Source organism: Allobosea eneae (assembly GCF_042657265.1).
GTDB lineage: Bacteria > Pseudomonadota > Alphaproteobacteria > Rhizobiales > Beijerinckiaceae > Allobosea > Allobosea eneae.
Genome location: NZ_JBHSLW010000011.1, coordinates 13,518 through 26,176, shown reverse-complemented (window position 1 = coordinate 26,176; position 12,659 = coordinate 13,518). Strand labels below are relative to the sequence as shown.

The following is a 12,659-nucleotide window of genomic DNA, read 5'->3' as shown; positions in this document are numbered from 1 at the left end:
ATGACGACGACATCCATAAAATCCGGCAAGCCCGCTCAGGAACGCGCGGAGGACGATGCCAAGGTCCGGGCGACGGTCGAGACGATCCTGAAGGATATCGAGACGCGTGGCGATGCGGCGGTGCGCGAACTTTCGCTGAAGTTCGATCGCTATGCGCCGGCCGCCTTTCGGCTCACGCCGTCGGAAATCGAAGCCGCGATGGCACAGGTCAGCGCTCGCGACATGGAGGATATCCGCTTCGCCCAGACGCAGATCAGGCGCTTTGCCGAAGCGCAGCGCGCCAGCATGCGCGACGTCGAGGTGGAAACCCTGCCGGGCGTCGTTCTCGGTCACCGCAACATCCCCGTCCAATCGGTCGGCTGCTACGTCCCCGGCGGCAAATTCCCGATGGTCGCCTCGGCCCATATGTCGGTCCTGACCGCCTCGGTCGCCGGGGTCCCCCGCATCGTCGCCTCGGCCCCGCCGGTGAATGGCGCACCCCATCCGGCCATCGTCGCCGCGATGCATCTGGGCGGCGCCCATGAAATCTATGTGCTCGGCGGCATCCAGGCCGTCGGCGCGATGGCGCTGGGCACTGAATCGATCGAGCCGGTCGATATGCTGGTCGGTCCGGGCAATGCCTTCGTCGCCGAGGCCAAGCGCCAGCTCTTCGGGCGCGTCGGCATCGATCTGTTCGCCGGCCCGACCGAAACGATGCTCATCGCCGACGACACCGTCGATGCCGAGCTCTGCGCCACCGACCTGCTCGGTCAGGCGGAGCACGGCTACAACTCGCCGGCCTGCCTGATCACCAATTCCCGCAAACTGGCGGAGGGGACGATCCGCGAGGTCGAGCGGCTGCTGACGCTTCTCCCCACCGCCGAGACCGCCTCGGCGAGCTGGCGCGACTTCGGCGACGTCATCCTCTGCGACACCCATGACGAGATGCTCGCCGTCGCCAACGAGATGGCTTACGAGCACGTCCAGGTGATGACCGACCGGGACGACTGGTATCTGGCGAACATGCACTCCTACGGCGCGCTCTTCCTGGGCGCGCGGACCAACGTCGCCAACGGCGACAAGGTGATCGGGACCAATCACACGCTGCCGACCAAGCGCGCCGGGCGCTATACCGGCGGGCTTTGGGTCGGCAAATTCTTGAAGACGCACAGCTACCAGAGGATCCTGACCGACGAGGCCGCGACGCTGATCGGCGAATACGGCTCGCGCCTTTGCATGCTCGAAGGCTTTGTCGGCCATGCCGAGCAATGCAACATCCGCGTCCGTCGTTACGGCCGAAAGAATGTGCCCTACGGCACGGCGGCCGAATGATGGCGCCGTCAGCCTTGCCGGCATTGCCGCGCACGCCCTCCTTCCGTCTGGACGGCAAGCGGGCGCTCGTGACGGGCGCGTCGTCCGGCATCGGCTTCGGGGCTGCGGCTGCCCTCGCCGAGGCCGGCGCCCATGTCACGTTGGTCGCACGGCGCCAGCGCGAGCTTGAAGTCGCGACGGCCTCCATTGTGGCGGGTGACGGACAGGCCGCCTGGGCCGTGCTCGATGTCACGGATATCGCTGCAACCGCTGATTTCGTGGCATCAGCCGGTCCGTTCGACGTGCTGGTGAACTCGGCCGGAATGGCCAGGCATGCGCCGGCACTAGGCACGTCACCAGATGATTACGATGCGGCGATGAACCTCAACCTCCGCGCGGCCTACTTCCTGACGCGGGAGGTCGCGCGCGGTTTGATCGAGGCGGGCAGACCCGGGTCGCTGATCAATGTGTCGTCGCAGATGGGGCATATCGGGGGGCCCGACCGAACGGTCTACTGTGCCAACAAGCATGCGCTCGAGGGCATGACCAAAGCCATGGCGCTGGAGTGGGCCAGCCACGGAATCCGGGTCAACACCTTGTGCCCGACCTTCATCCGCACGCCGCTGGCCGAGCAGAGCCTGGCGATTCCAGAGCGCCGGGCCTGGATCCTCTCCAAGATCAAGCTCGGCCGGCTCGGCGAGATCACCGATCTGATGGGGCCGATCGTCTTTCTCGCCTCGGAGGCCTCCGCGCTGATGACGGGGACGCATCTGATCGTCGACGGGGGCTGGACAGCGGAATGAGCGGCCAAGGGACACTCGACAAGGTGACGAGCGCGGATGTGGCGCGCTTGGCCGGCGTTTCGCAATCGGCGGTTTCCCGCGTCTTCACGCCCGGCGCGTCGGCCTCGCCCAAGACGGTCGCCAAGGTGCGCGCCGCGGCGGAGCAGCTCGGCTACCGCCCGAATGTGCTCGCCCGGGCCATGATCACCGGCCGGAGCCGCATCATCGGGCTCGTGGTCGCGTATCTCGACAACCAGTTCTACCCGATGGCGATCGAGCGCCTGTCTCACGCGCTGCAGAAGCGTGGCTACCATATTCTGATCTTTATGGCCGGCAATGCCCGGGAAAAGGTCGATCAGGTCGTCGACGAACTCCTGGATTATCAGGTCGATGGCATCATCACCGCATCGGTCGCCATTACCAACGATCTGGTCGCGCGCTGCGCCACGGCTGGCATCCCCGTCGTCATGTTCAACCGCGGTCAGGACGCCCCGCGCCTCGCCGAAGTCACGTCGGACAATGTCGCCGGTGGCCGGGCTGCGACCGAATATCTGATTGCCGGCGGCCACCGGAAAATCGCGCATATCATGGGCTGGCAGGACTCTTCGACCGGCCGGGACCGGGCGCGCGGTTTCCGCGAGGCGATGGCGGCGGCGCAGCTCGAGCCCTTCGCGATGATCGACGGCGAGTATTCGCGCGAGCGCGCCGCCGAGGTGGCGAGGGATCTGTGTGCCTCGCCCGACCGCCCCGACGCCATTTTCGTCGGCAACGACCATATGGCGTTCGGCGTGATGGACGAGCTCCGGTTCGGCCTGGGTCTGCGCGTGCCGCAGGACATTTCGATCATCGGCTACGACGATGTTCCGATCGCGGCATGGCCTTCCTATCGGATGACGACCATCCGCCAGCCCGTCGACGACATGGTCGAGGCGACCGTCCAGGTCATGCTCGGCCAGATCGAGGGCACCGAGCTGCCCCGCTGCATCCGCGTGCCCGACACCCTGGTGGTTCGCACCTCGGCACGTATTCCCGAAGGCAGGTGACATGGGACATTTATCGAACCGGTGGCGCGATCTGCCCCATTACATCCTCGGCATCACCCGCGAGATCTGGGAAGATCGCGGCATCGAGACGCTGAACCGATACTATCACCCTGAGCTCCTGGTTCGCACGCCCATGGGTGTGTCGCGCGGAAACCGGGGCGTGATCGCCTCGACCCTGGCGACCCTGCACGAGTTTCCGGATCGCCAGCTGTTCGGCGAGGACGTGATCTGGAGCGGCGGCGGCGATGTCGACTTCCTGTCCTCGCATCGCATCATCTCGACCGGCACCCACCTCGCCGACGGCTGGTTCGGCCCCGCGAGCGGCCGCCATTTCCAGGTTCGGATCATTGCGGATTGCGCAGTTCGCGACGACGTCATCATCGACGAGTGGCTGGTTCGGGACAATGGCGGGATCATCCGGCAACTCGGCTCGGAGCCCAAAGCCTTCGCGCAGGCCTTGATCGCGCGTGAAGGCGGGCCGGCTTCGGCCTCGCGCCCCTTTTCCCCGGCCATCGATCAAACCGGTCCGTACGGTGCATCCGGCAATGGCAACGAGTGGGGTGTCCGCTATGCCGACACCCTGACCCGGATCATGGCTGCCGATTTCGGCCTCGTGGAGCGCGCCTATGACCGCGCCGCGCTCGGCGAGCACGCTGGTGCGCGCTCCCTGATCGGCGCCCGGGCGATCGCCGACAGCTGGTTGTCGCTGCGCTCCGCCTTTCCATCGGCCCGTTTCACCATCCACCACCGGATCGGGCTTGAGGGCGACCTTCTCGCGCCACGCGCGGCTCTGCGCTGGTCACTCGATGGACGGCATGAGGGCTGGGGCGCGTTCGGCGCGCCGACGGGAGCCACAGTCCACATCATGGGCATGGCCCATGCCGAATTCGGGCCGTTCGGTGACGGTGGCCCCAGTGTTCGCCGCGAATGCGCCCTCTGGGACGAAATCGCGATCTGGAAGCAAATCCTCATCCACAAAGGTGAAGCATGACAACGTTCGATACCGAAAAGCGGATCGTCCGCTACGGTGACCTGCGCCCCTGCCGCACAGCCTTCATCGATGCCCACACGCCGGGCTCGAACCAGAAGGAGAACTTCACCATCATCGGCGGCGGCGTGTCCGAAAGCCCAGACCAGTACGTCCATATCCGCGAGACGCCCGGCTTCAACATCGGCGCGGCCGGACAGCCGCCGAAATGCCGCAACTCGCTGCATTCCCATCGGACGGCCGAGGTCTTTTTCGTTCTCAAGGGACGCTGGCGGTTTTTCTGGGGTCGCTGGGGCAATGCAGGCGAAGTCGTGCTCGAGGAGGGGGACATCTTCAACATCCCCACAGGGATCTTCCGTGGTTTCGAGAATATCGGCACCGACTACGGAATGATCATGGCCATCCTCGGCGGCGATGATGCTGGCGGCGGCGTGATCTGGGCGCCGCAGGTCATCGAGGATGCAAAGGATCATGGCCTCGTCCTCGGCGGGAACGGCAAGCTCTACGATACGAAGAAAGGCCAGTCGCTGCCGGAAGGCGTCGCGCCAATGCCGTTGCTCTCCGCCGAAGAGCTCAAGCAATTCCCGGAACCGCGGACGGCCGAGGTCGTCCCGCATCACGTCGCGCGCTACTGGGACATGATGGCCTTGTCCGATCGCCAGCCCTGCAAGGTCATCGGCGAGCACGGGAAGTTGCGGGACCGTCCCGGTTTCGAGGTGGAGTTTCTCTCACGCAATTCCCTGGCCGACACCATGTACAGCATCGATCGGCACGAGATCCTGATGCCTATGCGCGGCCATTGGCGGCTCAGATGGGACGGTGGGTCGACCACGCTGAATCCCGGTGACACCGCCGCGATTCCGCCTGGGCTTTCGCACAGTCTGGCTCCATCCATGACAGGCGAGGCGTCGCTCTATCGCGTCGTCAACACGGATGATGCGGCCGGAACGACCTGGCGAGGCTGAACGATCGTGCCGCGGAGATATGCCTGTGTCCCTTGACGCAACTCATGTCGGTTCCCTGCCACGATCGCAGGATGTCGTCGATTTTCTCTTCGCCCGCGAACGTGGCGAAGACTACGACGTCGCGGCCTTCGATACCTGCATGGACGCTGCCGTGCTGGATATCGTCGGGCGGCAGAAGGACGCTGGCGTGGATATCGTCTCCGACGGCGAAACGTCCAAGATCTCCTACGCCACCTACGTCAAGGATCGCTACACCGGTTTTGCCGGGGACAGCCCGCGCAATGCGCCTGCCGACCTCAAGCTCTACCCGACTTTCCTGGAGCGGCTGGCCCGCGGCGGCGGCACGCCGACATATTCGCGCCCGCAATGCGTCGGACCCGTCGCCTCCAAGAGCCATGACGAATTGAACAAGGACATCGCCCGCCTCAAGGCGGCGATGTCCCACCACGGCATCGGCCGCGCCTTCGTGAATGCCGCTTCGCCAGGCGTGGTCTCCCTCTTCCTGCAGAATGCCTACTACCAGACCCGGGAGCGCTATCTCCAGGCGCTGGCGGAAGCCCTGCGCGACGAATACCGCATCATCATCGAGGCCGGCCTCGACCTGCAGGTCGACTGCCCGGACCTCGCCCTATCGCGGCACATGCTGTTCCACCACCTATCCGACGCGGAGTTCCTCGAGATCGCGGCGCGGCATATCGAGGCCCTCGAATACGCACTGGCCGGGCTGCCGCGGGAGCGCATCCGACTTCACATCTGCTGGGGAAATTATGAAGGCCCGCATGTCTGCGACATCGACATGGCGAAGGTCTTTCCGCTGCTGATGCGCGCGCCGGCCCGCTACCTCCTGTTCGAAGCCGCCAATCCGCGCCATGGCCATGAATGGGCCGTCTTCCAGGAGCGCGCCGGGGAAATCCCCGACGACAAGGTCCTGGTACCGGGGGTCGTCGATACGACCACCAACTTCGTCGAGCATCCCGACCTCGTCGCCCAGCGGCTGGGCCGGTTCACCCGCATCGTCGGGCGAGACCGGGTCATCGCCGGCTCGGATTGCGGGTTTGGAACCTTCGCCGGCTTCGGCGCCGTCGATCCCGAGATCGCCTGGGCCAAGCTCGCGACCTTGAAGGAAGGGGCCCGCCGCGTCGCATGACACCCCTGATGCTCATACCGGGGATGATGTGCGACGGGCGAATGTGGTCCGACATCGCCTCTGTTGTGCCCGACCGCATGGTGATCCATGCGCCGATCACGAACGCCGACACAGTCCAAGCGCTGGCGGCGTTGATCCTGGCCGATGCGCCTCCGGTTTTCGCCCTGGCCGGCTTGAGCATGGGCGGTATCGTGGCGATGGAACTCGCGCGCCAGGCGCCGGATCGTATCGAGCGGCTGGCCTTGCTCGACACGAATCCGCTGGCCGAAGCCCCGGAGTTCGCGGCCCGCAGGCAGGGCCAGATCGATCGCGTGCTCGCCGGCAATCTGGCGGCTGTCATGCGCGAAGAGCTCAAACCCAATTACCTGGCGCCTGGACTCCGCAACGCGCCTGTCCTGGACCTTTGCCTCGACATGGCATTGGGGCTGGGGCCGCAAGTGTTTGTACGACAGTCTGTGGCCTTGCGGGACCGAGCGGATCAGCAGGATACGCTCGCGGGCTTCAATCGCCCTGCGCTTGTTCTGATGGGCGAGCACGACATGCTCTGCCCGCGCGAGCGGCATGATCTCATGCTCAGGCTGATGCCTCAGGCCCGGCTCGCCATTGTTCCCGGAGCGGGCCATCTACCGACGCTGGAACAACCCGCAGAAACACTTCGAGAGATGGTCCGATGGTTGCAAGCTTGATGACGCCCGATCTGCTCACACTCCTGCGGCGCGTCGATACGCCGACTGTTTGCACGGCGATCGAAGTGGTTGAGGGACGACGAGGCTTTGACCGGTTCACTCGCGGGACCATGATCGCGACCGCCCCAAGCGCCCCGGCCCTGGTCGGGTTCGCCGTCACCGCCCAGATCGCCGCGATGGCCCCACCGCGGGAAGAACCCGCCGTGATACGGGCCCGACGCATGGCCTATTATAAGGCCATGCACGATGCGCCAAAGCCATCGCTGGCCGTAATCGAGGACCTCGATTTCCCTCACTGCATCGGTGCCTATTGGGGAGAGGTGAACACCACCATTCACAAGGCGTTCGGTGTCTCCGGCGCGCTGACCAATGGCGTCGTCCGCGATCTCGGCGACTTGCCGGTGGGGTTCCCGGTCGTTGCCGGCTCCATCGGCCCGAGCCATGGTTTCGTTCACGTGCGCAGTTTGGGAGAGCCGGTGACCGTGTTCGGCCTGAAGGTTTGTCATGGTGATCTGGTTCACGCCGATCGGCATGGCGCTGTCGTCGTGCCTCCAGCCCTCATTCCTGAATTGGCTTCCGCCATCGCCAAACTTCAGATCACTGAAAAGCTGATCCTGGAACCTGCACGCCGACCAGGTTTCGACTACGCAGCGTTCGAACAGGCGTGGTCAGCGTTCGAACAGGCACGAACATAGTCTGCAGTATGGGCGATAGCGGACCCGGTCAAGCACGGCAATGGCAGCCCGGCAACTCGCGCGAAAAAGGAGCAGTCTGCGGAAAGCTAGGCTTGGCGCCATTGCGCCATGCCCGGAAGCTGGCAGCTTGCCAGAAAGCTGACATTGAGCCTGATGAATTGGCTGGCAGCCCGCAGTCATTAGCAGGACAGCATGGCATTGATTCCGGCCGCTACGGAAAGCGGCGAAAATGCTCCGCTATCAGCCACTTCATAGCGACGGCTCAACCCGTTGAATATCGGCCAGTTTTTGCGCGCCCAACATTCCCATCGTCGTCTGCAATTCCGCGGACAGCAAGTCGAGCACCCGTGAGGCTCCGCCAGTTCCTCCCATCGCAACGCCGTAGAGCGTAGCGCGACCAATCATGACGCCGCGATCTCCCAGCGCCAGAAAACGGGCTATATCCGCGCCACGCCGCACTCCACTATCTGCGAAAACTCCATCGCGATCGCCGCCGCCGTCATCCGAGCGCGCGCCCGCGGCCGTTTCTTCAACCTCGTCGACCTGGTCAATCAGCTCGAACAGGAGAAGGCCGCCGGCAAGAGCGGACGCATCGTCGAAGCCCTGCTGCGCCAGGATCTCGTCGTCATCGATGAGCTCGGCTATCTCCCCTTCAGCCAGGCCGGCGCGCAGTTGCTCTTCCACCTGATCAGCAAGCTCTACGAGAACACCTCGATCGTCATCACCACCAATCTCGCCTTCGCCGACTGGCCCCAGATCTTCGCCGACGCCAAGATGACGGCCGCGATGTTGGATCGGCTCACGCATCACTGCGACATCATCGAGACCGGCAACGAAAGTTGGCGCTTCAAGTACCGCGCCTGAACGCTCCCGAGACCTTCGCGAGCTGGACGCCGAAATCGCCCCGGCCCAGCAACCTTTGACCAGCTCAGCCGGGGCGATCGCGGCACGCCGGCGTAAGCTTCAGGGGGGCTAGCCTTCAACGCGATAAGGGGGCGGCCCTTCAACGCGATTTGACACCCAGCCCACCGCCTCGAAAGCCGCAGCCGTGTCCCGGCGGCTTTGGCCTCAATCCGGCATGCGAACTCGCTGCCAAGCCGCCAACCAGGCAGCGATGGCATCGGGCGTGTAGCGCACCCACGGCCCCCAATAATCCCGCATGCCGGCGATCCCGGCCTCGGGATTGACGCGCAGCAGCCTGCGCGCATGGTCCTGCGCGTCCTCAGCGCGATCGAGGATCGCGGATGTCGCGACCTTCATGCGCAGCGAGCCGGGATAGTATGGATCCTGGAGCAGCGCGCGATCGGTCGCGAGGTCGGCCTCCTCGTAATGTCCGGCGATGAAATGGGCCATGGCGGCGGCATGCCATTGGACATGCTGGCTTGCGTCGTCGGGATTGACCGACTGAGCGCGCTCGAAATGCGCCAGCGCCGTCTGCGGATCGCCGGAATGCGCATGCACGAAGGCGCTGCCGATCCAGGCGCTGGCGTTGCTGGGATTGATGGCGAGCGACCGCGCGACGAGGGCGCGCCCTTCCGAGGCGTTGCCGTCGACATTCGCAATGGCGAGACCGGCCATCCATAGCACCTCGGGATCCTGATCGTCGCACTCCAGCGCGCGGAAGGCCGACCGCTCGGCATGCTTCAGGGACGGATCGCGGGGATGGATCCAGCCCATGAGGCGTTGGACGTGCAGGCACCGCGCGGTCAGCGCATAGGCGGGGGCGTAGGGCGTAACCGCAAGTAGAGTGCGCAGCAGCTCCAGCGCCCGCGCATTGCCGACCATGCCCTTCCGCGACAAGGCGGCCGCGCGCAGATAGAGCTCCCGCACGCCCGGTTCGGTCTCGCAGTACCCGGCACGCTGTTCCTCGACGGCGCGAAGGGCCGCGCCGAGCCGCCCTCTCAGCGGCTCCAGCAGCGCGCCGATGGCGGCGAGGAGCGACGTGGCCCGCATCTCGAAGGTATGCGCCCAGCCGATATGGCCGGACCCGCAGTGAACGAGTTGCACGGCCGCCCGCAGCCGGTCCTGCTCCAGCCGGATCTGCCCCGTCAGCTCGTAGTCGGCCGGCGCCCGCGATCCTGAGCCCTGCCGACCGGCGATGACGATCCGGACGGGCCATCGCTCGCGGTGCAGCGCCGTGGCGAGCTCACCTGCGAACCCAGCTGCGAAAGCCTGCAATGCGGAACCCGGCGACAGGGCTGCGAAGGGGATGAGCCGCAGGACCGGAACGTCATGCGCCATGCTGATGGCGGTCGGCAGCGCAGGCGCTGGGTCGACGTCACGTGGAACGAGCGGAGCCTTAGGTGGGTTGCCGGTTCGGATGCTCGGCGAGCCGCCGGGTCTGGTGGTCGGGCGCCAGGCCGAGATCATCGCGAAGCCGCCGCTCGGTGCGCGCATGTTCGACCATGGCCAGACCACGCTGGCCGTTATCCGCCAAAGATTGCAGCAGCAGCCGGTGCAAATCCTCGCGATAGGGATCGAGCTCGGTCAGGCGGCGCGCGGTCGCGACGGCAGCTGCCATGTCGTCCGCGCTTCGCTGCAAGCCGTGGAGGCGCTCCAACAGAGAGAGGCGGCGTTCCGCCAGCGAGCGCCGCTCCAGTTCCAGCCAGGCCTCGAAGGGCTCGCTGCGAACCGCAAGACCCTGCAGTAGCTCGCCCCGAAACAGGGCTTCGCCGGCCAGGAGTTCGTCGATCGACGACGACGCTTCCCGAGCGGCGAAATCCACCAGATCGACGTGAAGAATCCCGCCCGGCAGAAGCCGGACCGTGTCGGACTCTGTCTCGATGCTTTCGCGGGCGGGGCCGAGAGCCTTGCGCAGCACCGCAAGGCATTGGCGCAGACTGTGGCGCGCCTCGGCCGACGGCCGATCGTTCCACAACAGCGCCGCGAGATCGTCGCGCTCGACGCTCGCCGGATGCCGGCACGCGAGGAGCGAGCAGCGCCCTCGCCTTTTTCGGCAAGGCCAGCGGCCGTTCGCCGCCCACTGTTGCGACGAATGGGCCGAGAATGCTCAGGGTCGCGAGCGTCTGCCTCTGCATGGCCCTCCCACCTCGGCAAACAGCGTTCAGGCCTGTCCAGAACCGCCCTGTGCCGACGGCTCTCGCTTTTTTTGACGCCATCGTCCGCGGATTTTGACGCTCGCCCGGACGGCGTGGGTCTAGGCTCAGCCATCGGTTCTCGACGACGGAGCGATCCTATCATGACGACGACACGCCGACATCTCCTGAAGCTCGCCGCCTGCGCCACCGCCGCGACCAGCACGCTGCGTGCCAGCGCGCAATCGAGCTATCCCGCCGACATCGGGCAGATCCGTATCGTCATTCCCTTCGCGGCCGGAGGGGCGAGCGACGTCATCGGGCGGCTGCTGGCCGACGGGTTCAAGCGCCGCTGGAATGTGCCGGCCGGCCTGGAACACGTTCCGGGCGGCGGCGCGACCGTCGGCATCGGCCGGGTCGCCAATGGATCGACGGACGGCAGCCAGCTGCTCATCCTCAGCCTTCCCTACGTCACCAGCCAGTTCCTGATGCCGCAGCTGCCCTATGATCCGGAGCGCGACATCGTCCCTCTCGTTCAGCTCACGCGCCAGCCGAATCTGCTCTGCACACGCACCGGTCTTCCGGTCGCGAGCGTCCGGGAGTTTATCGTCCATGCCCAGGCCAATCCGGGACGGCTGAGCTATGCCTCGGCGGGCAACGGAACGCCCTCGCATCTGGCCGCCGAACTCTTCCAAAAGATGACCGGCACCCGGCTTGTGCATGTGCCTTATGCCGGAAGCGCGCCTGCGCAGAACGATCTCGTCGGCCAGCATGTCGATGTCATGTTCGAGAACGCGGCGAGCATCGTCGCGCAGGCGCGGTCGGGCGCCGTCAAGGCGCTCGGGATCACTTCGCCCGGGCGCTATGGGTTGGCGCCGGAATTCGTCCCCGTCTCCGACACCGTTCCAGGCTATGCCAGCGGCGGCTGGTTCGGACTCGCCGTCAAGGCGGGGACCCCCGGCGACATCCAGGCCACACTCGCAGCCGCAGCCCTCGACATCCTGAAGGAGCCCGGCACGGTCGAGCGCCTGAGCGCGCTGCTGTCGGAGCCGGTCGGCACCGGCAAGGAACCCTTCGCCGTCTTCCTGACCGAAGAGCGCCGGCGCTGGGGTCCGCTCATCGCGGAGATGAAGCTCAGGGTCGACGGCAAGTGAGCGCGGCCGCCATGAAGATACTCGGCATCGAACACTGCACCGTCATGACCCCCGACATCGCAGCAACGGCCGCGTTTTACCAGCGCGTACTGTGCTTCGTCGGCGGGCCGCGCCCGGCCTTCGCGGTTCGCGGCGCCTGGCTCTATCAGAACGATCAGCCGCTCGTGCACATCATGGAGGGACGTCCCGAGGTCGGAAGCGCAGCGCTGGAGCACGTCGCCTTCGTCACGACGGGGCTTGCGAGCTGTCTCAACCATCTGCGCCGAGAAAGCGTCGCCTTCGATCTCAAGCGGCAGCCGCCGCCCGTCCAGAACTGGCAGATCTTCCTGCGCGATCCCAACGGCGTGCGCCTGGAACTGAACTTCGCCGCATCAGAGACGGAAGAAGCCTGATCGGCTCTCGCCGGTGCACGGTGAACCGATGCTCTCCCACGAGGAAAGGAGGACATGCCATGGAACTGGAAAACATCACCCTGGCTATGTTCGCGGCCTGCAATAGCTTGCGCATCTTCGCCTATTTGCCCCAGATTCGGGCGGCAGCGCTCGACGCCAACGGCGCCTCGGGCATCTCGTACACGACATGGGGACTATTCCTGGTCACGCATCTGGCCACCGTCGCCTACGCTCTCGTCAACCGCCAGGACCTCTGGATGGCAGTCTGCTTCGCGGGCAATGCGCTTTACTGCACGCTGATCCTGGCCATTACCGTCTCCACGCGAGCGGCTGCGCGATCCGCATAGCAACACCAAGGACCGTTAGCGTGCGGAAACTTCCTTGACTGCTCTCCCCGTCTCATGCCGCACGGCAAACGTCTGCGAAACCTCGCGAACGGCCGCGGAACGCAAGTTGGGCCTCTGAGTGGATCGCGCCACGTC

General features: G+C 65.7%; 14 protein-coding genes and 1 pseudogene. 12 read left to right on the top strand and 3 right to left on the bottom strand.

Going from position 1 to position 12,659, the window contains the following annotated elements; all coding sequences use genetic code 11:
* Genes hisD through ACFPOB_RS10075 form a run of 8 tightly spaced genes read left to right on the top strand, consistent with a single transcriptional unit; the run spans position 1 to position 7,596 of the window.
* A complete protein-coding gene (gene hisD / locus ACFPOB_RS10110) occupies positions 1 to 1,311 on the top strand; it encodes a histidinol dehydrogenase (protein WP_377798005.1) in 1,311 nt (436 codons plus the stop codon).
* Positions 1,311 to 2,093, top strand: coding sequence for an SDR family NAD(P)-dependent oxidoreductase (locus tag ACFPOB_RS10105; protein ID WP_377798003.1), 783 nt, complete (start codon positions 1,311 to 1,313; stop codon positions 2,091 to 2,093). Before hisD ends, ACFPOB_RS10105 begins: the two co-directional genes overlap by 1 nt.
* On the top strand, positions 2,090 to 3,115 hold the full coding sequence (locus ACFPOB_RS10100; RefSeq protein ID WP_377798001.1) for a LacI family DNA-binding transcriptional regulator: 1,026 nt from the start codon (positions 2,090 to 2,092) through the stop codon (positions 3,113 to 3,115). Before ACFPOB_RS10105 ends, ACFPOB_RS10100 begins: the two co-directional genes overlap by 4 nt.
* A 1-nt stretch (position 3,116) precedes the next feature.
* On the top strand, positions 3,117 to 4,106 hold the full coding sequence (locus tag ACFPOB_RS10095; protein WP_377797999.1) for a nuclear transport factor 2 family protein: 990 nt from the start codon (positions 3,117 to 3,119) through the stop codon (positions 4,104 to 4,106).
* Positions 4,103 to 5,068, top strand: coding sequence for a cupin domain-containing protein (locus tag ACFPOB_RS10090; protein WP_377797997.1), 966 nt, complete (start codon positions 4,103 to 4,105; stop codon positions 5,066 to 5,068). Before ACFPOB_RS10095 ends, ACFPOB_RS10090 begins: the two co-directional genes overlap by 4 nt.
* 25 nt (positions 5,069 to 5,093) lie before the next feature.
* Positions 5,094 to 6,215 carry a cobalamin-independent methionine synthase II family protein gene (locus ACFPOB_RS10085; protein ID WP_377797995.1) on the top strand — a complete coding sequence of 374 codons (1,122 nt, stop codon included), beginning with the start codon at positions 5,094 to 5,096 and terminating at the stop codon, positions 6,213 to 6,215.
* Positions 6,212 to 6,901 carry an alpha/beta fold hydrolase gene (locus ACFPOB_RS10080; RefSeq protein WP_377797993.1) on the top strand — a complete coding sequence of 230 codons (690 nt, stop codon included), beginning with the start codon at positions 6,212 to 6,214 and terminating at the stop codon, positions 6,899 to 6,901. The genes ACFPOB_RS10085 and ACFPOB_RS10080 overlap by 4 nt, the downstream gene beginning before the upstream one ends.
* On the top strand, positions 6,901 to 7,596 hold the full coding sequence (locus ACFPOB_RS10075; RefSeq protein ID WP_377797991.1) for an RraA family protein: 696 nt from the start codon (positions 6,901 to 6,903) through the stop codon (positions 7,594 to 7,596). The genes ACFPOB_RS10080 and ACFPOB_RS10075 overlap by 1 nt, the downstream gene beginning before the upstream one ends.
* A gap of 249 nt (positions 7,597 to 7,845) precedes the next feature.
* On the opposite strand, the gene ACFPOB_RS10070 is transcribed toward ACFPOB_RS10075, so the two are convergent.
* On the bottom strand, positions 7,846 to 8,055 hold the full coding sequence (locus ACFPOB_RS10070) for an alpha-hydroxy-acid oxidizing protein (RefSeq protein WP_377798311.1): 210 nt from the start codon (positions 8,053 to 8,055) through the stop codon (positions 7,846 to 7,848).
* Between the two features lie 18 nt (positions 8,056 to 8,073).
* Here ACFPOB_RS10070 and ACFPOB_RS10065 point away from each other — a divergent pair.
* A pseudogene (locus ACFPOB_RS10065) lies at positions 8,074 to 8,460 on the top strand (ATP-binding protein); the annotation flags it as partial.
* 204 nt (positions 8,461 to 8,664) lie between these two features.
* On the opposite strand, the gene ACFPOB_RS10060 reads toward ACFPOB_RS10065, so the two are convergent.
* Together ACFPOB_RS10060 and ACFPOB_RS10055 are read right to left on the bottom strand one after the other, a co-directional pair.
* Entirely contained in the window at positions 8,665 to 9,837 is a 1,173-nt protein-coding gene (locus ACFPOB_RS10060; RefSeq protein WP_377797990.1) for a tetratricopeptide repeat protein, read from the bottom strand.
* A gap of 58 nt (positions 9,838 to 9,895) precedes the next feature.
* The gene (locus ACFPOB_RS10055) at positions 9,896 to 10,474 is read right to left on the bottom strand and encodes an AfsR/SARP family transcriptional regulator (protein WP_377797988.1); all 579 of its coding nucleotides are present in this window, start codon (positions 10,472 to 10,474) and stop codon (positions 9,896 to 9,898) included.
* Between the two features lie 321 nt (positions 10,475 to 10,795).
* Here ACFPOB_RS10055 and ACFPOB_RS10050 point away from each other — a divergent pair, with 321 nt between their 5' ends.
* Genes ACFPOB_RS10050 through ACFPOB_RS10040 form a run of 3 tightly spaced genes read left to right on the top strand, consistent with a single transcriptional unit; the run spans position 10,796 to position 12,524 of the window.
* The gene (locus ACFPOB_RS10050; RefSeq protein ID WP_377797986.1) at positions 10,796 to 11,785 is read left to right on the top strand and encodes a Bug family tripartite tricarboxylate transporter substrate binding protein; all 990 of its coding nucleotides are present in this window, start codon (positions 10,796 to 10,798) and stop codon (positions 11,783 to 11,785) included.
* Positions 11,782 to 12,177, top strand: a complete 396-nt coding sequence (locus tag ACFPOB_RS10045) for a VOC family protein (RefSeq protein ID WP_377797984.1) — start codon at positions 11,782 to 11,784, stop codon at positions 12,175 to 12,177. Before ACFPOB_RS10050 ends, ACFPOB_RS10045 begins: the two co-directional genes overlap by 4 nt.
* 59 nt (positions 12,178 to 12,236) lie before the next feature.
* On the top strand, positions 12,237 to 12,524 hold the full coding sequence (locus ACFPOB_RS10040; RefSeq protein ID WP_377797982.1) for a hypothetical protein: 288 nt from the start codon (positions 12,237 to 12,239) through the stop codon (positions 12,522 to 12,524).
* The last annotated feature ends 135 nt before the right edge of the window (positions 12,525 to 12,659 follow it).